Origin of the sequence: Oerskovia paurometabola (assembly GCF_016907365.1) — a bacterium.
GTDB classification, from domain to species: domain Bacteria; phylum Actinomycetota; class Actinomycetes; order Actinomycetales; family Cellulomonadaceae; genus Oerskovia; species Oerskovia paurometabola.
The window spans coordinates 2,087,495-2,105,038 of the sequence record NZ_JAFBBV010000001.1 but is presented as its reverse complement, the minus strand read 5'-3'; the positions used below and the strand labels follow the sequence as shown (position 1 = coordinate 2,105,038).

Sequence of the window (17,544 nt, the reverse complement as noted above, 5' to 3'; positions counted from 1 at the left end):
CCGGCCTCGTCGGCAGGACCGGCGGGCGGTGCGAGACGGGGGGCGTGGTCGCTCACGGCCGGCTCACCTCGGTCTCGTGCTGGGGCTGGGACTTCGGGACGCGCATCCGCACGAGGGTACCCGCGCCCTCGTTCGTCTCGATCTCGAGCGCGTGCTGGTCGCCGTAGAGCTGGCGCACGCGCGTGTCGACGTTGCGCAGCCCGACGTTCGTCGCGCGCGACCCCGTCGCGAGCAGGGCCCGCAACGTCTCGGGAGACATGCCGACGCCGTCGTCCTCGACCGTGATCTCGGTCTGGGTGCCCTCGTCGCGCGCGCTGATGACGATGCGCCCTCCCCGCTCGCGCGGCTCGAGACCGTGCCGGACGGCGTTCTCGACGAGCGGCTGGACGCTGAGGAACGGGATGACGGTCGACAGCGACTCGGGCGCGATCTGGAGCGTCACGGTCAGCCGGTCGCCGAACCGCGCACGTTCGAGCTCGACGTACGAGTGGACGCTGCCCAGCTCGTCGGCGAGCGTCGTGAAGTCGCCGCGGCCCCGGAAGGAGTAGCGCGTGAAGTCCGCGAAGTCGAGCACGAGGTCGCGCGCCCGCTCGGGGTCGGTGCTGATGAAGGAGGCGATCGCGCCGAGCGAGTTGTAGATGAAGTGCGGGCTGATCTGGGCGCGCAGCGCACGCAGCTCGGCCTGCGCGAGCGCGGTGCGCGAGGCCTCGAGCTCGCCCAGCTCGAGCTGCGCGGAGCACCACTGCGCGACCTCGCCCGTGGCCCGCACGAGCGGCGGGCGCACGCGCGTCGCGAACGCGACGACGGCCCCGGCGACGACACCGCCGGCGAGGACGGGCGCCCCGACGGCCTCGGGCCCGCCCGACGACGGCTCGGCCCCCGCGTAGACCTGCCGCCTGCCGGTCTCGATCGTCCGGGCGCCGACGCGCTGCGCCTCGGCCCGGAGGGCGGCCGGGCCGTCGAGGGCCACGACGCCGTCGGCCGTCACGACCGCGAGCGCCTCGCAGCCGAGCAGGGTGCGCAGGTGGCGGGCCGCGCGCCCGACGTCGTCGCCGTCGAGCCCGTCCCGCAGGTGCTTGGCCGCACGGGAGGCGAGGTGCAGCGTGCTGAACGTCGCCCGCTCGGAGTCGCTGCCGAGCTCGCGCGTGCCGCGTGCGAGCCGCCACGCGGCGACGAGCGCGGCGGTGAGCAGGACGCCGACGACTAGGCCGACGGCGGCGCCGGTGAACACGGGTCCGGACATGTCGCGATCCTATTCCGGGGAGACGACGCCGAGGGTGACGGACCTGACCGCCGAGGGCGACCGGGAGCGTCACCCTCGGCGGCCGACGTTCAGCAGCAGCGGGCGCCCGGGTTGCGGTCCTGGTCGTCCATGCGCTGGCGCCAGAACTGGCGCTCGGTCAGGACGGCGACGTCGGGCCCGTGCGCGGCGCGGCGGTGCTCCACGTACACCCGGTAGGCGTCGTCGCCCATGAGCTGGCGGACGTACCAGGCCGCACCCCTCGCCGCTCGGGCGAGCGCGTCGCGCACGGGTCCCACGTCAGTGTCCCGCGCCCGAGGAGACGGGCTGCTTCTCGGGCGGAAGCTGAGCCCACTCGGCCTCGATCTCCTTCTCCGTGGCGGTCGTCAGGAGCCCGGCGGGAGCGAACCGGCGCGAGGCCACGGGCTCGTCCTCGTGGTTCTCGCCGCCCCCCGCCCGCAACGCCTTCACGGTCGTCACGAGGGCCGCGACCATCACGACGATCGCGAGGACCACGAAGATGATCGACAGCGTGCCCTGGACGAACGTGTTGCGCACGACCGCCTCCATGGCCTCGACCGACGTCGCGGTGCCGAACGAGGTCTCCCCCGCAGCCAGTGCCTCCTTGAACGCGTTGTGGTTGGCCCAGTACCCGACGGCGGGGACGGGCGAGAAGATCTTCTCGAACGACGCCGTGATCGTCACGACCGCGGTGAAGGCCAGCGGCAGGGCCACGATCCACAGCCAGCGGAAGTACGAGCGACCGCGCTTGGCCACGATCGCCAGGACGACCGCGAGCGCGATGGCCGCCAGGAGCTGGTTGGCGATGCCGAACAGCGGGAAGAACGTGTTGATCCCGCCGAGGGGGTCGGTCACGCCGAGGTAGAGGATGCTCCCCCACCCCGCGACCATGACCAGGGTGCAGAACCACACCCCGGGTCGCCAGGTCACGTCCCGGAACTTCGGGGCGACGTTGCCGAGCGAGTCCTGGAGCATGAAGCGCGCCACGCGCGTCCCGGCGTCGACGGCCGTGAGGATGAACAGCGCCTCGAACATGATCGCGAAGTGGTACCAGAAGCCCATCATCGCGGCGCCGCCGAAGAGCTGCTGCATGATGTGCGCGAGGCCCAGCGCCAGGGTCGGGGCGCCACCCGTGCGGGACACGATGGACTCCTCGCCGACGGCCGCCGCGGTCGAGGACAGCATGTCGGGCGTGAGGTTCACTCCGGCCAGGCCGAGCGAGTTGACGAACGCGACCGCTCCCTCGATGGTGCCGCCCGTCGCGGCGGCCGAGGCGTTCATGGCGAAGTAGATGCCGCGGTCGAGCGAGATCGCGGCGACGAGCGCCATGATCGCGACGAACGACTCCATGAGCATGCCGCCGTACCCGATGAAGCGCGTCTGGCGCTCCTTCTCGAGCAGCTTGGGCGTGGTGCCCGACGCGATGAGGGCGTGGAAGCCGGACAGGGCGCCGCACGCGATCGTGACGAACAGGAAGGGGAACAGGGACCCGGAGAACACCGGACCGGTCTCGCCGCTCGCGAACTCGCTGACCGCGGGGACCGAGATCTCGGGACGCACGATCACGATCGCTCCTGCGAGCATCACGATCACGCCGACCTTCATGAACGTCGACAGGTAGTCGCGCGGGGCCAGGAGCAGCCAGACGGGCAGGACGGCCGCGACGAAGCCGTAGATGATGATGCCGATGGCGATGGTCGTGCGGTCGAGGTGGAACAGGTCCGCGCCCCACGGGGTGTTCGCGACCCAGCCGCCGCCCACGATCGCGGCCATGAGCAGCACGAAGCCGATGATCGAGACCTCGGTGATGCGTCCGGGGCGCAGGTAGCGCAGGTAGACGCCCATGAAGAGGGCGATCGGGATGGTCATCGCGACGCTGAAGACGCCCCACGGGCTCTCGCCCAGGGAGTTCACGACGACGAGCGCGAGGATCGCGACGATGATCAGCATGATGAGCAGGGAGGCGACGATCGCGGCCGTGCCGCCGATGCGACCGAGCTCCTGGCGGGCCATCTGGCCGATCGTGCGACCACCGCGACGCATCGAGAAGAACAGGACGACGTAGTCCTGCACGGCCCCCGCGAAGATGACGCCGACGATGATCCATACCGTGCCGGGCAGGTAGCCCATCTGCGCGGCCAGGACCGGGCCCACGAGCGGGCCGGCGCCCGCGATCGCGGCGAAGTGGTGCCCGAACAGCACCCGACGGTCGGTCGGGACGTAGTCCTTGCCGTCCGAGCGCACCTCGGCCGGGGTCGCACGCCGGTCGTCGGGGCGCGTGATGTACCGCTCGATGACCTTGGAGTAGAAGCGGTACCCGATGAGGTAGCTGCAGACTGCGGCGAAGACGAACCAGATCGCGTTGACGGTCTCGCCGCGCACCAGCGCGAGCATGACCCAGGCAACGCCGCCGAGCAGCGCGATGCCCGTCCAGAGCGCGACCTTCTGCCAGGTCCAGCGTGGTGCGAGGGCGGTCTCCGGGACCGCGGTGGGCGGGAGCGTCGGATCGGGCGAGAGCCCGTCGTCCGAGGCGTTCTCCGCCGTCGATCGGATGTCTGTCGTCATCGGTTCTCTCTCCCAAGGTCGCGTCGTTGCGTCCGACCGGGAAAGGCTAGGGACGACGGCGGGCCGTGATCCAGGTCACCTCGACGGACGGTCGAGGTGTGCGACGAGCGGTAGGCGCCGTGCGACGAACGGTCGTCGAACGGTGACCGACGACCGTCCGGACAGGCGCTCCGCGTAGTGTTCTCCCGTCGTGCCGACCTCCGGCACGGTGCCCGAGAGGACCCCTGTGAGCCTGATCCGCCTGAACGCCGTGAGCATGCAGTTCGACGACAAGGTCGTGCTGCGCGACGCCTTCCTCAAGCTCCGCGAGGGCGAGCGTGTCGGGCTCGTGGGCCGCAACGGTACGGGCAAGACGACGTTCCTCGAGCTCATCCTGGGCCGCAAGGAGCCCACGTCGGGGACGGTCGACGTCAACCTCGGCGTGAGCATCGGGTACTTCTCGCAGTTCTCCGAGCTCGCGGGGCACCGCAGCGCGGCCGAGGAGCTCAGCGAGCTGTTCGCCGACGTCCACTCCACGCAGGCGCGCCTCGACGCGATCGGCGAGCGCCTCGCCGAGCCGGACCTCATGGACGACGGCGGTGCTGTCGACGGCGATGACGAGATGACCAGGCTTCTCACCGAGCAGGCCGACCTGTTCGAGCGCATGGACGCGCTCGACGGGTGGTCGTACGAGAACACGATCGACACGGTCCTCACGCGGCTGGGGTTCGACGCCGCACGTCGCGCTCTCCCGGTCGACCAGCTCTCGGGCGGCTGGCGCAACCGTGCGGCGCTCGCCCGGATCCTGGTACAGCGCCCCGACGTGCTGCTGCTCGACGAGCCCACGAACTTCCTCGACCTCGACGGCGTGCGCTGGATCGAGAACTGGCTCCAGACGTACCCGGGAGCGGTGCTCGTGGTCTCGCACGACCGCCAGTTCCTCGACGGCGCGGTCAACCGGATCGTCGAGATCGAGAACCGCCGCCTGCACGAGTACGAGGGCGGCTACTCCGACTACGTGCACGCCAAGCAGTCGCGCCTCAAGACGATCGAGCGCCAGTTCGCGCACGAGGAGGAGCTGCTCGCGTACGAGGTCGAGGCGAGCGATGCCCGCAAGCAGGCCGCGAAGGACAAGAGCCGGGGCCTCAAGCGCAAGCTCGCCGACATCAAGAAGCGCCAGGCGCCGCGTCCGGTCGACCAGATCATCACGACCATCTACGCGGACCTGCACGTGAGCGAACGACTGGTCGAGGTCGAGGGGCTCACGAAGGGGTTCGGCGGCGACCCGCTGTTCAGCGACCTCACGTTCTCGTTGCACCGCGGTGACCGCGTCGCCGTCGTCGGTGCGAACGGGTCCGGCAAGTCGACGCTCCTCGACGTGCTCACGGAGGTCACACCGCCCGACGCCGGGCAGATCACCTGGAAGAAGAACTCGACGTTCGTCTCCTACAACCAGGTCGTGGCCGACCTCGACCTGGACGACACGGTCGCGCACGCGGTCAGCGCCGCCCCCGGGACCCTCGCGTACTCGGCGACCAAGAAGAACGTCAACCGCTTCCTGACGATGCTGCAGTTCTCCGAAATGGAGCTCAAGCAGAAGATCGGCACGCTCTCGGGCGGACAGCGTGCCCGTGTCGCGATCGCGCAGTGCCTGCTGTCGGGTGCCTCGGTGATCGTGCTCGACGAGCCGACCAACCACCTCGACCTCACGAGCGCCCAGGTCATGGAGCGTGCGCTCGCGCACTTCCCCGGCGCCGTGGTCGTCGTGAGCCACGACCGCTACTTCATCGACAAGGTCGCCGACCGGCTCCTGACGTTCGACGGCGCGGGCGGCGTCGAGGAGACCGCGGCGTCGGGCGCACTCTGACGACCGTGCTCGGGATGCCGCGCGCGGCGGACGTCGACGGACCGGTTGTCGTCGAGATCGGGCTGGTTGTCGCCTCGGCCGCGCCGGATGGGACAACCAGCCCGATCTCGTGGAACGGTGATCCGGCAGCCAACCGCTTCGACTACGCGCGGCCGGACCTCGGCCAGCCGCCGCGACTCCTTCTCAGTCGTCCTCGGTGGGCGTCAGTCGTCCTCGGGAGCCGGGAGCAGGCCACCCAGGACCGCTGCCGCGGCGCCCAGGACGAGTCCCACGCGCAGGTGCGGCGCGCGCACCCCGCGGGCGCGCATGCGCTCGCCCCAGCGGTACGCCCCCTTCTCCCCGACGACGGCGAACGCGGTCGTGGCCCCGAGGACGACGGCCGCCCCGACGGCGATCGCGACCTTGCCGCCCGGCGCGATCTCGACCGGGGTGAGGCCGTGCAGGGGGTTGTCCGGCCCGTCGTCGGACGCCCGCTCCCAGGGCCCCGCGGTCCGGTCCGCGACGTCGGTGCTCGACGTCTCCCGCATCGCGTCGCGGACCTTGCGGACGCCGTCGATCGCCTGGCGGCCCTCGCCGGTCCGGAGCAGCACCGCAGCGCCGGCGACCCCGCAGGCCGTCTTGAGGAGCGCCCGGGTCCCGCGCCGTTCGACGAGGTCGGGCACGGCGTACCAGGCAGCCGTCATGAGCCCGTAGACCGCACCGGCGCGTGCGTCGAACGTCCATGGGCGGGTGGTCTCGGTCTGCTGCACCGGCATCGCGTCGTCCCTGCTGTGCGTCGTCCGCACGCTCGTTCGTCCCGGACGTCCACCGGCCGGGTATGCCGGTGCCGTGCTCACGGGCTGTCGTGAGTCACCAACGAGGCACCTGTCCGGTTCGTTCCACGGGCACACCTGCCGGCCGTCCCCGGGGCGTCCCACGGCGGGACCCGCGGCCCGTGACCACCCTCACGCTCGCAGGACGCACGTCCGCGTCCGGCACCGACCGGACGTGTGGTCTCCTGAGGCCATGAGCGACGGGACGAACAAGACCACGACGGGGCACGGCGCACCACGGGAGGTCGCCGTCCTCGGCGCCGGAGGGGTCGGTGGCCTCGTCGGGGCCCTGCTCGTCCGCGCCGACGAGGCGACGGTGACCTTCGTGGCGCGCGACGAGACGGCGGCGTCCCTGCGTGAGCACGGGCTGCACGTCCGCAGCGGGCAGCTCGGTGACGTCGAGGTCGCCGTCCGGGCGACGGCGCGCCTCACCGAGCCGGTCGACGTGCTGCTGGTCGCCGTCAAGGCCACCGGCCTGGCGGACGCGCTCGACCGGGTCGCGCCCGAGGTCCTCGGGGACGCCGTGGTCGTGCCGCTGCTCAACGGCGTCGAGCACCTGGACGTGCTGCGCGCACGGTACGGCTCCGCGCGGGTCGTCCCTGCGGTGATCCGGGTCGAGTCGACGCGCGTCGCGCCGGGCGAGATCGTGCACGGCAGCCCGTTCGTGGAGATCGACCTCGCCCCCGGCGACGTGCCGACGGACACGGTCGAGGCCGTGCGCGACCTCCTCGCGCACGCCGGGATCACGGTACGGGTGCTGCCCGACGAGGCCGCGCTCGTGTGGGCCAAGCTGTCCTTCCTGGCGCCGCTGGCCCTGCTCACGACCCGGTACCGCGCGACGATCGGTGAGGTGCGCACGGTCCACCGGGGCGAGCTCGAGGCGCTGGTCGCGGAGGTCGCCGCGGTCGCGACGGCGTCAGGCGCACCGTCGGACCCGGCCGCGTCACTGGCCCTGTACGACCGCTTCCCGGCCGGCGCCCGTTCCTCGATGGAGCGTGACGCCGAGGCGGGTCGGCTTCTCGAGGTCGACGCGATCGGCGGCGCGGTCGTGCGGGCCGCCGAGCGCCACGGGGTCGCGGCGCCGCTCACGGCCCGGCTCGTCGCCGAGCTCTCCTGACCTCGGTCCCGCCGTCCTCGCCGGACCAGCAGCACCGTCACCAGTCGGCGGGCACCACCCAGTGCCTCGGCGTCTTCTGGTGCTCCACGAGCCTGCGCTGGGCGCGGCGGCAGTGCTCCGCCCGCTCCTCGGTGCAGAGCCCGTCGAGCCAGGCGACGTACCGGCGTTCGAGGCACCGGAACCGTGCGCGTCCCACCGCGAACACGGCGAGCGAGGTGAGCCAGTGCGCCACGAGCAGGGCGCCGACGAGCAACGCGGCCTCGGGCAGCGTCATCTCGGGGAACGCCAGCAGCCCGTACCAGAGGACGGCGATGAAGGTGCCGAGCTGGCTCACGCTCGCCACCAGCAGCCACCCGCTGGTGACGGGGCCGCGCAGCCCGGCCATGCGCCGTCGGGCCGGGGCACCGGACGGTTCGTCCGCGTCCAGGGGCGGGTAGACCTCTCTCACCGGGAACCTCGCCATGTCGCTCACCCGCCGGCGAACGGTGGGAGCACGTCGATCGTCACCGGACCGGCGACGGGCGCGGTCGCCGCCTCGGGGCGCAGCGCGCGACCGTCCTGGAGGTAGGAGCAGACGACCTGCACGCGGCGCATCGGCTCGCCGTGGCGCCGCGCGCTGACGCGGAGCGCGGCCGCGGGGCTCTCGGTCTCGATCACCTCCTCGTCGAGGCCGTTCGCTGCGGCACGGGCCGCGGCGTAGTAGCGCAGGGTGATGGCGGGCATCTCGTCACTCCTTGTCGTACGGGGTCGGTGCGGTCTCGGGTGGGGGCTATCCCCCGATCGCGGACATGCCGCGGTCGGGTTGCCGGAACGAGGGGCTGCCGATCGTGTGCCCGGCGGCCTTGGTGCGGACCGCGAGACCGAGCGCTGCCGCGATCCGGTCGTCGTCGGCTCCTGCGCGCAGGAGGGTCCGCAGGTCGGTCTCCTCGCGCGCGAACAAGCAGCTGCGGAGCTGCCCGTCGGCCGTGAGCCGGATCCGGTCGCACGCCCCGCAGAAGGGACGCGTCACGGAGGCCACGATCCCGACGACCGCGTCGGTTCCGTCGACCGTCCACCGCTCGGCCGGGGCAGCGCCGCGCGTCGGCACAGGGAACAGGTCGAACGATCCGCTGAGCGACGCGAGCACCTCGTCGGCCGTGACCATGCCCTCGCGCGTCCACGTCCGGCCCGCGTCGAGCGGCATCTGCTCGATGAACCGCAGCTCGTATCCGCGGTCGAGCGCGAACCGGAGCAGGTCGACCGTCTCGTCGTCGTTGACGCCCCGTACGAGGACGGCGTTGAGCTTGGTCCCGGTGAAGCCCGCCCGGTCGGCGGCCGCGAGCCCGTCGAGCGCCTGGTCCATGCGGTCGCGCCGCGTCAACCGCACGTACCGGTCGCGGCGCAGGGTGTCGAGCGACAGGTTGAGCCGGCTCAGCCCCGCGTCGCGCAGCGGGACCGCGAGCGCCGGCAGGCGCAGTCCGTTGGTCGTCATCGACACCTCGGGGGCGCCGGGGAGCGCGGCCAGCTCGGCCACGATCTCGACGATGTCGGGGCGCAGGAGCGGTTCGCCGCCCGTGAGGCGGATCTCCTGGATGCCGTGCCGGACCGCGACGGCCGCGACGCGGGTCATCTCGGCGACCGTGAGGAGCTCGTCGGAGGGCAGCCAGGGCATGCCGTCGGCGGGCATGCAGTAGGTGCACCGCAGGGAGCAGCGGTCGGTCAGGGAGATGCGCAGGTCGCGGTGGCGCCGTCCGAACCGGTCGACGAGCGCGCGCTCGAGCGTGGGCGCGATGCTCACAGCGCCCCGACCCACTCGTGCGTGCCGTCGGTGAAGGCCTGCCTCTTCCACACGGGCAGGGAGGCCTTGACCTCCTCGACGAGGTCGCCGCACGCCGCGAAGGCCTGAGCCCGGTGGGCCGAGGACACTGCCGCGACGAGCGCGACGTCGCCGATCGCGAGGTCGCCCACGCGGTGCGTGACGGCTACCCGGACCTCGCCCGAGCGGGCCGCGACGCGGGCCGCGATCTCGCGGATGATCCGGTCCGCGTCGGGGTGGGCCTCGTAGGTGAGCGCGGCCACGGACCTCCCGCCGTCGTGGTCGCGGACGACGCCCGCGAAGGTCACGACGGCCCCGGCGTGCACGGAGGCCACCGCGCGCTCGTGCGCGGCCACGTCCAGGGCGGTCTCCCCCACGCCCGCGAGGACGACGCGGGCGACCGGGGCGGGGACGTCGGGGACCGCACTCATGCCCGCACCTTGCCGCGCCCCGGCGCCGCGGAGCGCTGCCGGTAGACCACGTACGGCCGGGCCAGGTACGCGACGGGCACCGACCAGACGTGCACGAGCCGCGTGAAGGGCCAGATCGCGAGGAGCAGGCACGCGAGGACGGCGTGCCAGCCGTAGACCGCGGGCGCCGCGGTGATGAGCGAGGGGTCGGGCTGGAGGACGAACAGCTGACGGAACCAGACCGAGACCGTCCCGCGGTACTCGTAGCCCGAGCCGAACACGTTGATCGCGACGGTCTGCCACATGCCGACCCCGATCTCGACCGTGAGCAGGAGGTACAGGACCCGGTCCATGGGCGTCGTGACGACGCGGATGCGGTCGGAGACGTAGAACCGGCGCAGCAGCAGGATCACGAGCCCCGCGCACAGCACGACGCCCGCGACGGTCCCGGCCGCGACCGCGACCACGTGGTACGTGTGGTCGGAGATCCCGAGGGCCCGGGTCCACGACGTCGGGATCAGGAGCCCCGCGGCGTGCCCGAGGATCGCGAACAGCGCCCCGAAGTGGAACAGGGGCGAGCCCCACGCGAGCCAGCGCTTCTCGAGCACCTGGCTCGTACGGGTCGTCCAGCCGAACTGGTCGTTGCGGTACCTCCAGACGTGCCCGACGACGAAGATCGCGAGGCAGACGTACGGCAGCACCACGAAGAGAAGGGTGTCCATGTGTCAGCGTCCTTCCGGGGCGCAGGTGAATTCCGGGGGGCCGAAGGGCGCGCCGGGCGTGTCGGTCCAGCTCGCTCCCCCGTAGGGCATCGAGGCGATCTCGAGCCCCGCGTCGTCGCTGGGCGGGCCGGTGAGCGCGAGCTGGTCGACCTCGCCGCGCTGGCGCTCGGACACGGGCCCCAGGAGGTCGCTCACGGCCTCGAGGATCTCGCGGTAGTGCGAGCCGCGGTCCGCGAGCGAACGGCGGATGAGCTCGATCCCGCCGCGGTGGGTCCGCAGCGGCGCCTCCCCCGCCCCGGTCCCGGCGCGCGAGGCGAACTCGAGCACCATGGGCAGGTAGTCGGGCAGCTCGGCGTCGTCGGGCGCGAACCCGCACGCGCGGTAGCGCTGCTTGAGCGCGAGGAGCGCCATGCCGCGCTGGCGCGTGTCGCCGTGCAGGTAGTAGCTGAGGAACAACGACGACTTGCGGCGCAGGTCGAACGTCTCGACGTAGTGGGCTCGCGCGGCGCGCGGCTCCGTCCGCGCGTGCTGGTCCCAGAACGCGCGCAGGTGCGCGGCCGGGGCCGAGTCGGGCAGGGCCGCGACGGCCGCGGCGAGCTCGTCGGCGTCGGCGTACCAGGCGTCGTCGGGGTAGGCCAGCAGGATGCTGGCGAGCGCGAGGACGTCGGACCGGGCGGGGACCTCGACGAGGTCCCTGCGCCGCGAGCGCCGCAGGAGCGGGACGAACGCGCGCCTGCCCGACGCCGGAGCCTGGGCCGTCATGACGGCCTCCGGACCTGCAGGGGGACGGAGACGGGGCCGCCGCGCGTGGAGGCCGCGCTCATGCCGGGGCCGCCCGGGTTGTCGAGCGAGCAGCCCGAGGCCCATGAGGCCATCTCGGCCGCGTCCTCCTTGTGCGCCGCGGGGATGACGTAGCGGTCCTCCATCTTGGCGATGGCCAGGAGCCGGTAGAGCTCCTCGACGTCCTCGGACGAGTACCCGACCTGGGCGAGCAACGCCTCGTCCACCTCCCCGGTCAGCGTGCGGCGGCGCATGTGGCTGCGCATCGCGGCGAGCTTCATGAGGACGCCCGCGACGACGTCGACGTCCCCGGCCGAGAACAGGCTCGCGAGGTACTCGAGCGGGATGCGCAGCGACGCGATGGTGTGGAACACGTCGTCGGCGTCCGCGTCGTCCTTGCCGAGCTCGGTCGTCACGTCCAGGACGGGCGAGAGCGGCGGCACGTACCAGACCATGGGCATGGTCCGGTACTCGGGGTGCAGCGGCAGGGCGACCTTGAACTTCTGGATGAGCTGCCAGATCGGCGAGCGCTGGGCCGCGCCGATCCAGTCCTCGGCGATGCCGGCCGCCCGTGCCGCCGCGATCACCTCGGGGTCCGTGGGGTCGAGGAAGACCGAGCGCTGGGCGTCGAGCAGGTCCTGGGGGTCCTCGACGGACGCCGCGGCCTCGACCGCGTCGGCGTCGTAGAGCACGAGGCCGATGTACCGCAGGCGGCCCACGCACGTCTCGGCGCACACGGTCGGCTGCCCCGCCTCGATGCGCGGGAAGCAGAACGTGCACTTCTCGGCCTTGCCCGTCTGGTGGTTGACGTAGACCTTCTTGTAGGGGCAGGCCGAGACGCACATGCGCCAGCCGCGGCACGCGTCCTGGTCCACGAGCACGATCCCGTCCTCGACGCGCTTGTACATGGCCGACGACGGGCAGGCCGAGACGCACGCCGGGTTGAGGCAGTGCTCGCAGATCCGGGGCAGGTGGAACATGAACGTCTGCTCGAACGAGAGCTGGACCTTGTCGACCATGGACGCGAGGTTGGGGTCCTTCGACGCGATCTGCGGCGAGCCGCCCAGGTCGTCGTCCCAGTTGGGTCCCCACGTGATCTTCATGTCCTTGCCCGTGATCGCGCTCTTGGGCCGGGCCACGGGGATCTGCGGCGAGTTCGCCGGCGCGGAGATGAGCTGGTCGAAGTCGTACGTCGCGGGCTCGTAGTAGTCGTCGAGCCCCGGGAGGTCGGGGTTCGCGAAGATCGACGCGAGGCGGCGCAACCGCCCGCCCGAGCGGAGCCGGAGCCGTCCCTTGCGGTCGAGCTCCCAGCCGCCGTGCCACCGGTCCTGGTCCTCGTACCCGCGCGGGTACCCCGTTCCCGGCTTGGTCTCGACGTTGTTGAACCACACGTACTCGACGCCGTCGCGGTTGGTCCACGTCTGCTTGCACGTGACCGAGCACGTGTGGCACCCGATGCACTTGTCGAGGTTCATGACCATCGCGACCTGCGACATGACCCGCATCTCAGTACTCCACTTCCTGGTTGCGCCGACGGATGACCGTGTACTCGTCGCGCTGGTTGCCGGTCGGCCCGTAGTAGTTGAAGGCGTAGGTGAGCTGGCCGTACCCGCCCAGGAGGTGCGTGGGCTTCATCATGATCATCGTCAGCGCGTTGTGGATGCCCCCTCGCTTGCCCGACGCCTCGGCCTTGGGCACGTCGATGTTGCGGTCCTTCGAGTGGTACATGTAGACCGTGCCCGTGGGCATGCGGTGCGAGACCACGGCCCGGGCCACGACCACGCCGTTGCGGTTGACCGCCTCGATCCAGTCGTTGTCCGCGATCCCCGCGGTCGCCGCGTCGCCCTCGGAGATCCAGATCGTGGGGCCCCCGCGCGAGAGCGCGAGCATGTACGGGTTGTCCTGGAACTGCGAGTGCATGGACCACTTGGAGTGCGGCGTCAGGTAGCGCACCGTGACCTCGGTCGAGCCGGGCTCGCTGAAGCCCTGGTGGCCGAAGTGGCGTGCCATGTCGAGCGGCGGCCGGTAGACCGGGAGCTGCTCGCCGAGCTCGGTCATCCAGTCGTGGTCGACGAAGAAGTGCTGGCGACCCGTGAGCGTGTGCCACGGCTTGAGCCGCTCGACGTTGACCACGAACGGCGAGTAGCGCCGCCCGCCCTGCTCGGAGCCCGACCACTCGTAGCTCGTGAAGACGTTCTGCGGCCCGGTCAGGGTCTGGGCGAACGTGACCTGGCGGTCGTGGTTCTCCTCGGCCAGGTCCGCGAGCGGCTTGCCGACCCGCTTCTCGAGGGCCGTGAAGCCCGCGACCGACACGGCGCCGTTGGTCGTGCCGGACAGCGCGAGGATCGCCTCGCAGAAGTGCGCAGCGGTCTCGAGCGACGGACGTCCCTTCGCGACGCCGTCCTTGCGCACGCCGTTGGCCTTCGCGAGGAACTCGACGGCCTGCTCGGGCACGACCGTGACGCCCTTGGTCGTGGTCCCGACCTTCGAGATCAGCGGCCCGACGGCGCGCATCTTCTCCGCGATCTGGGTGTAGTCCCGCTCGACCACCACGAGGCGGGGCATGGTCACGCCCGGGACGGGCTCGCACTCTCCCTTGCGCCAGTCGAGGACGACGCCTCCGGGCTGGGCCATCTCGTCCGGGGTGTCGTGCGTGAGCGGCGCAGCGATGACGTCGGTGCGTGTGCCCAGGTGGATCTTGGCGAGCTCGGAGACCTTGTCGGCGAGCCCCAGGAACGCGTCGTAGTCGGTCCTGGCCTGCCACGGTGGTGCGATCGCCGCGTTGAGCGCGTGGACGAACGGGTGCATGTCCGTGGTCGAGATGTCCTGCTTCTCGTACCAGGTCGCCGCGGGCAGGACCACGTCGGCGAACAGCGACGTCGAGGTCATGCGGAAGTCGATGTTGGTCAGCAGGTCGAGCTTGCCCTCGGGGGCCTCGTCCCGCCAGACGACCTCCTCGGGGCGGCGCTCGGGCGGGGTCTCGTGCGCCCGCAGCGACGAGTCGGCGCCCAGCAGGTGCTTGAGGAAGTACTCGTTGCCCTTGGCCGAGTTGCCGATGAGGTTCGCCCGCCAGACCGTCAGGACGCGCGGGAAGTTCTGCGGGTCGTCGGGGTCCTCGACCGCGAACCTGAGGTTCCCGCTGCGCAGCTCGGAGACCACGTGGTCGGCGACCGGCACGCCCGCGGCCGCGGCCTCGTCGCACAGGTCGAGCGGGTTGCGGTCGAACCCGGGGTGCGAGGGCGTCCAGCCCATGCGGGCCGCCTGGGTCAGGCAGTCCATCATGCTGCGGTCCTTGAGCGTGCCCGGACCGGTCGGCGAAGCGAGCTCGTCCGCGCCGAAGCCCTCGTAGCGCCACTGGTCCGTCGCGGTGTACCAGAACGCCGTGCCGGCCATGTGACGCGTGGGGCGCTGCCAGTCGAGCGCGAAGCCCATGTGCTGCTGCCCCGTCACGGGCCGGGCCTTCTCCTGGCCCACGTAGTGCGCCCAGCCGCCGCCGTTGACGCCCTGGCACCCGGTGAGGGTCAGGAGCGCGATGAACGTCCGGTAGATGGTGTCCGCGTGGTACCAGTGGTTGGTGCCCGCGCCCATGATGATCATGGACCTGCCCTTGCTCACCTCGGCGTTGCGCGCGAACTCGCGCGCGATCCGGGTGCACTGCTCGGCCGGGACCCCGGTCAGGGACTCCTGCCACCCGGGCGTCCCGGGCGACGTCGGGTCGTCGTAGCCCGTGGGCCACGTCCCGGGCAGTCCGTCGCGGCCCACGCCGTACTGCGCCATGAGCAGGTCGAACACGGTGGTCACGAGGCGGTCGCCCACGCGGATCGCCGGGACGCCGCGCAGGACCGAGGAGCCGCCCTCGGTCTCCCCCACGTCGAAGCGCGGCAGCTCGACGACGACCCCCTGCGCCTCGGCTCCCGCGTGCGTCAGGCCCAGCAGGCTCAGCGCCGGGTCGTGGTCCTCGAGGTCGAGGTTCCAGCGCCCCACGCCGTCCTCGGTCCACCGGTCGGCCAGCGTGCCGTTCGGCACCGTGAGCGCGTCGGCGGCCGTGTCGAGGAAGACCGGGCGGAACTCGGGGCGCTGCCCCGTCGCCCCCGCGACGGGCAGCCCGTCCAGGTCGGCTGCCGTGAGGAACTTGGCGGGCCGGAAGACCGGGGCGGGGGCGCCGTCGGGCACTGTGCCCTCCGCCGTCGCACGCGCCCCCGGGGACTCGTCGAGCGTGACGAGGAACGGCGCATCCGTGTACGTGCGCGAGTACGCCTCGAAGTACGGCACCTGGCGGTCGCGGTAGAACTCGGTGAGCAGCACGTGGCCCATGGCCTGCGCGAGCGCGCCGTCCGTGCCCGGGGCGGGGGCGAGCCAGTCGTCGGCGAACTTCACGTTGTCCGCGTAGTCGGGGCTGACCGCGACGACCTTGGTCCCCTTGTAGCGGGCCTCGGCCAGGAAGTGCGCGTCGGGCGTGCGCGTCACGGGGACGTTCGAGCCCCACATCATGATGTAGCTCGAGTTCCACCAGTCGCCCGACTCCGGGACGTCGGTCTGGTCACCCCAGATCTGCGGGCTCGCGGGCGGAAGGTCCGCGTACCAGTCGTAGAAGCTCAGCAGCGTCCCGCCGATCATCGACAGGAAGCGCGTCCCGACGCCGAAGCTCGCCATCGACATCGCGGGGATCGGGGTGAACCCGACGCAGCGGTCCGGCCCGTACGCCTTGATCGTGTAGACGTGGGCCGCGGCCATGATCTCGGTCGCGAGCTCCCAGTCCGCGCGGACCAGGCCGCCCTTGCCGCGGGCCCGCTTGTAGAGCGTCGCCTTGAGCGGGCTCTCGACGACCTCGGCCCACGCGAGCACCGGGTCGCCCAGGCGGCAGCGTGCGTCGAGGTACATCTCGAGCAGGACTCCGCGCACATAGGGATACCGCACGCGCGACGGCGAGTACGTGTACCAGGAGAACGAGGCCCCGCGCGGGCAGCCGCGCGGCTCGTACTCGGGGCTGTCGAGCCCCGTCGTCGGGTAGTCCGTGCCCTGGTGCTCCCACGTGATGAGGCCGTCCTTGACGTACACGTCCCACGCGCACGACCCCGTGCAGTTCACGCCGTGCGTCGAGCGCACGACCTTGTCGTGCGCCCACCGGTCGCGGTAGAACCGGTCCCACTCGGAGGGGTCCGTCTCGATCATGGCGTGCGCCGAGTCGAACACCTCGGTCTGCGGGAAGTGGCTGCGCGTCTTCAGCAGCTTCTTCATCAGGGGCGACATCGTCGCCGGGTCGTCGATGGTCATGGCGAGTGCTCCTCGGGAACGGCGTGGGGGGCGTTCGTGCGATGGTTGTCATGGTGAGGACGTCGGCCGGGGGCAGCCGGACGCCTCGACGTCAGTGGTCCACGAGCGGGAAGAAGTGGGGCGAGCAGGTGCCCAGGCAGCAGGTCTACGGAGGGTTCGACGGCACGACGGGTCGCAGCGACCATGGCGGCAGGCGCACGCACGTCATCCAGCTGCTGCGCGACTCCAAGGCGCCGGTGTCCGTCCAGGACATCGCCGACGAGGTCGGCATCCACCAGAACACCGCGCGCTTCCACCTGGAGTCGCTCGTCGACGCCGGGCTCGCCGAGCGCACCCAGCAGACCCGGACGACGCCCGGGCGGCCCAAGGTGCTCTACCGCGGCACCCTGCCCAACCAGACGCACGAGCGCGCGCAGGCCTACCGGCTCCTGGCCGAGGCGCTCACGACCGCCGTCGCCGCCAACGTGCCCGAGGCCGCGACCCTCACGTACACCGTGGGCCGCACGTGGGGGCAGAAGCTCGCCGACTGCCCCGCCCCGGGCGAGGTGCTCACCGAGGACGAGGTCTCGACCCTGCTCGTGTCCAAGCTCGACGCGCTGTGGTTCGCGCCGACCCCGCGCGGCGAGCCGTCCGCGCACGTCTCCGCGCCCGGCAAGGGCATGGACGCGCTCGTGCTCAACAACTGCCCGTTCGTGGCGACCGCCCGCAGCACCCCGCAGGTCGTGTGCTCCCTGCACGCGGGCTTCATCAACGGCACCCTGGCCGAGCTCGGCTCGGACCTGCGCGCCACGGCCCTGGTGCCGAACTTCGGTCAGCACCACTGCGTCGCGCGGCTCGAGACCGTCGACCGGGGGCGTCACGACGAGGCCGCGCCGATCCCGATCGTCGTGTCCGGGGCGCCGGGGGGCGCGGGTCCGGGGGGTCTCGGGGCCGCCGGCCCCGCGCCCGACGCCTGCTGAGCG

15 protein-coding genes are annotated in these 17,544 nt (G+C 72.0%); 3 read left to right on the top strand and 12 right to left on the bottom strand.

Annotated features, from left to right (window positions below):
* Nucleotides 1-52: 52 nt before the first annotated feature.
* The 3 genes from JOD48_RS09420 to JOD48_RS09410 all read right to left on the bottom strand — a co-directional run bounded on the left by JOD48_RS09420 (nt 53) and on the right by JOD48_RS09410 (nt 3,826).
* Nucleotides 53-1,243: a sensor histidine kinase gene (locus tag JOD48_RS09420; RefSeq protein WP_191791339.1), complete on the bottom strand. Its 1,191-nt coding sequence runs from the start codon at nt 1,241-1,243 to the stop codon at nt 53-55.
* 89 nt (nt 1,244-1,332) lie between these two features.
* The gene (locus JOD48_RS09415; protein WP_307824069.1) at nt 1,333-1,530 is read right to left on the bottom strand and encodes a YbdD/YjiX family protein; all 198 of its coding nucleotides are present in this window, start codon (nt 1,528-1,530) and stop codon (nt 1,333-1,335) included.
* A 10-nt stretch (nt 1,531-1,540) separates the two neighbouring features.
* Nucleotides 1,541-3,826, bottom strand: a complete 2,286-nt coding sequence (locus tag JOD48_RS09410) for a carbon starvation CstA family protein (protein WP_191791341.1) — start codon at nt 3,824-3,826, stop codon at nt 1,541-1,543.
* Between the two features lie 226 nt (nt 3,827-4,052).
* Between JOD48_RS09410 and JOD48_RS09405 the strand changes: the two genes are divergently transcribed.
* The gene (locus JOD48_RS09405; RefSeq protein WP_191791342.1) at nt 4,053-5,672 is read left to right on the top strand and encodes an ABC-F family ATP-binding cassette domain-containing protein; all 1,620 of its coding nucleotides are present in this window, start codon (nt 4,053-4,055) and stop codon (nt 5,670-5,672) included.
* Between the two features lie 203 nt (nt 5,673-5,875).
* Here JOD48_RS09405 and JOD48_RS09400 read toward each other — a convergent pair whose 3' ends face one another.
* Nucleotides 5,876-6,457, bottom strand: a complete 582-nt coding sequence (locus JOD48_RS09400) for a hypothetical protein (RefSeq protein WP_191791343.1) — start codon at nt 6,455-6,457, stop codon at nt 5,876-5,878.
* A gap of 220 nt (nt 6,458-6,677) precedes the next feature.
* Here JOD48_RS09400 and JOD48_RS09395 point away from each other — a divergent pair, with 220 nt between their 5' ends.
* Nucleotides 6,678-7,601 carry a ketopantoate reductase family protein gene (locus JOD48_RS09395; RefSeq protein WP_204808719.1) on the top strand — a complete coding sequence of 308 codons (924 nt, stop codon included), beginning with the start codon at nt 6,678-6,680 and terminating at the stop codon, nt 7,599-7,601.
* A 37-nt stretch (nt 7,602-7,638) separates the two neighbouring features.
* Here the strand turns inward: JOD48_RS09395 and JOD48_RS09390 are convergent, their stop codons facing one another.
* From JOD48_RS09390 to JOD48_RS09355, 8 genes are read right to left on the bottom strand one after another with little or no spacing between them, the layout of a single operon-like run.
* A complete protein-coding gene (locus tag JOD48_RS09390; RefSeq protein ID WP_191791345.1) occupies nt 7,639-8,049 on the bottom strand; it encodes a hypothetical protein in 411 nt (136 codons plus the stop codon).
* Between the two features lie 20 nt (nt 8,050-8,069).
* On the bottom strand, nt 8,070-8,324 hold the full coding sequence (locus JOD48_RS09385; RefSeq protein WP_191791346.1) for a MoaD/ThiS family protein: 255 nt from the start codon (nt 8,322-8,324) through the stop codon (nt 8,070-8,072).
* Between the two features lie 46 nt (nt 8,325-8,370).
* A complete protein-coding gene (gene moaA, locus JOD48_RS09380; RefSeq protein ID WP_307824068.1) occupies nt 8,371-9,378 on the bottom strand; it encodes a GTP 3',8-cyclase MoaA in 1,008 nt (335 codons plus the stop codon).
* Nucleotides 9,375-9,827, bottom strand: coding sequence for a molybdenum cofactor biosynthesis protein MoaE (locus tag JOD48_RS09375; RefSeq protein WP_204808715.1), 453 nt, complete (start codon nt 9,825-9,827; stop codon nt 9,375-9,377). Before JOD48_RS09375 ends, moaA begins: the two co-directional genes overlap by 4 nt.
* Complete coding sequence (gene narI, locus JOD48_RS09370) at nt 9,824-10,528, bottom strand: respiratory nitrate reductase subunit gamma (protein WP_204808713.1); 705 nt, start codon at nt 10,526-10,528, stop codon at nt 9,824-9,826. Before narI ends, JOD48_RS09375 begins: the two co-directional genes overlap by 4 nt.
* Before the next feature lie 3 nt (nt 10,529-10,531).
* Nucleotides 10,532-11,290 (bottom strand): nitrate reductase molybdenum cofactor assembly chaperone, encoded by a 759-nt coding sequence (gene narJ / locus JOD48_RS09365; RefSeq protein WP_204808711.1) that lies wholly within the window; start codon nt 11,288-11,290, stop codon nt 10,532-10,534.
* Nucleotides 11,287-12,813, bottom strand: a complete 1,527-nt coding sequence (gene narH, locus JOD48_RS09360) for a nitrate reductase subunit beta (RefSeq protein ID WP_191791351.1) — start codon at nt 12,811-12,813, stop codon at nt 11,287-11,289. Before narH ends, narJ begins: the two co-directional genes overlap by 4 nt.
* Nucleotide 12,814: 1 nt before the next feature.
* Nucleotides 12,815-16,582, bottom strand: a complete 3,768-nt coding sequence (locus JOD48_RS09355; protein WP_204808709.1) for a nitrate reductase subunit alpha — start codon at nt 16,580-16,582, stop codon at nt 12,815-12,817.
* A 50-nt stretch (nt 16,583-16,632) separates the two neighbouring features.
* On the opposite strand from JOD48_RS09355, the gene JOD48_RS09350 reads away from it, so the two are divergent.
* Nucleotides 16,633-17,541 (top strand): helix-turn-helix transcriptional regulator, encoded by a 909-nt coding sequence (locus tag JOD48_RS09350; RefSeq protein WP_204808707.1) that lies wholly within the window; start codon nt 16,633-16,635, stop codon nt 17,539-17,541.
* The last annotated feature ends 3 nt before the right edge of the window (nt 17,542-17,544 follow it).

Coding starts and splice junctions, on each gene's coding strand:
- JOD48_RS09420 (WP_191791339.1), bottom strand. CDS start 1,243: ATGTCCGGACCCGTGTTCACCGGCGCCGCCGTCGGCCTAGTCGTCGGC.
- JOD48_RS09410 (WP_191791341.1), bottom strand. CDS start 3,826: ATGACGACAGACATCCGATCGACGGCGGAGAACGCCTCGGACGACGGG.
- JOD48_RS09395 (WP_204808719.1), top strand. CDS start 6,678: ATGAGCGACGGGACGAACAAGACCACGACGGGGCACGGCGCACCACGG.
- JOD48_RS09385 (WP_191791346.1), bottom strand. CDS start 8,324: ATGCCCGCCATCACCCTGCGCTACTACGCCGCGGCCCGTGCCGCAGCG.
- JOD48_RS09375 (WP_204808715.1), bottom strand. CDS start 9,827: ATGAGTGCGGTCCCCGACGTCCCCGCCCCGGTCGCCCGCGTCGTCCTC.
- narI (WP_204808713.1), bottom strand. CDS start 10,528: ATGGACACCCTTCTCTTCGTGGTGCTGCCGTACGTCTGCCTCGCGATC.
- narJ (WP_204808711.1), bottom strand. CDS start 11,290: ATGACGGCCCAGGCTCCGGCGTCGGGCAGGCGCGCGTTCGTCCCGCTC.
- narH (WP_191791351.1), bottom strand. CDS start 12,813: ATGCGGGTCATGTCGCAGGTCGCGATGGTCATGAACCTCGACAAGTGC.
- JOD48_RS09355 (WP_204808709.1), bottom strand. CDS start 16,582: ATGACCATCGACGACCCGGCGACGATGTCGCCCCTGATGAAGAAGCTG.
- JOD48_RS09350 (WP_204808707.1), top strand. CDS start 16,633: ATGGTGAGGACGTCGGCCGGGGGCAGCCGGACGCCTCGACGTCAGTGG.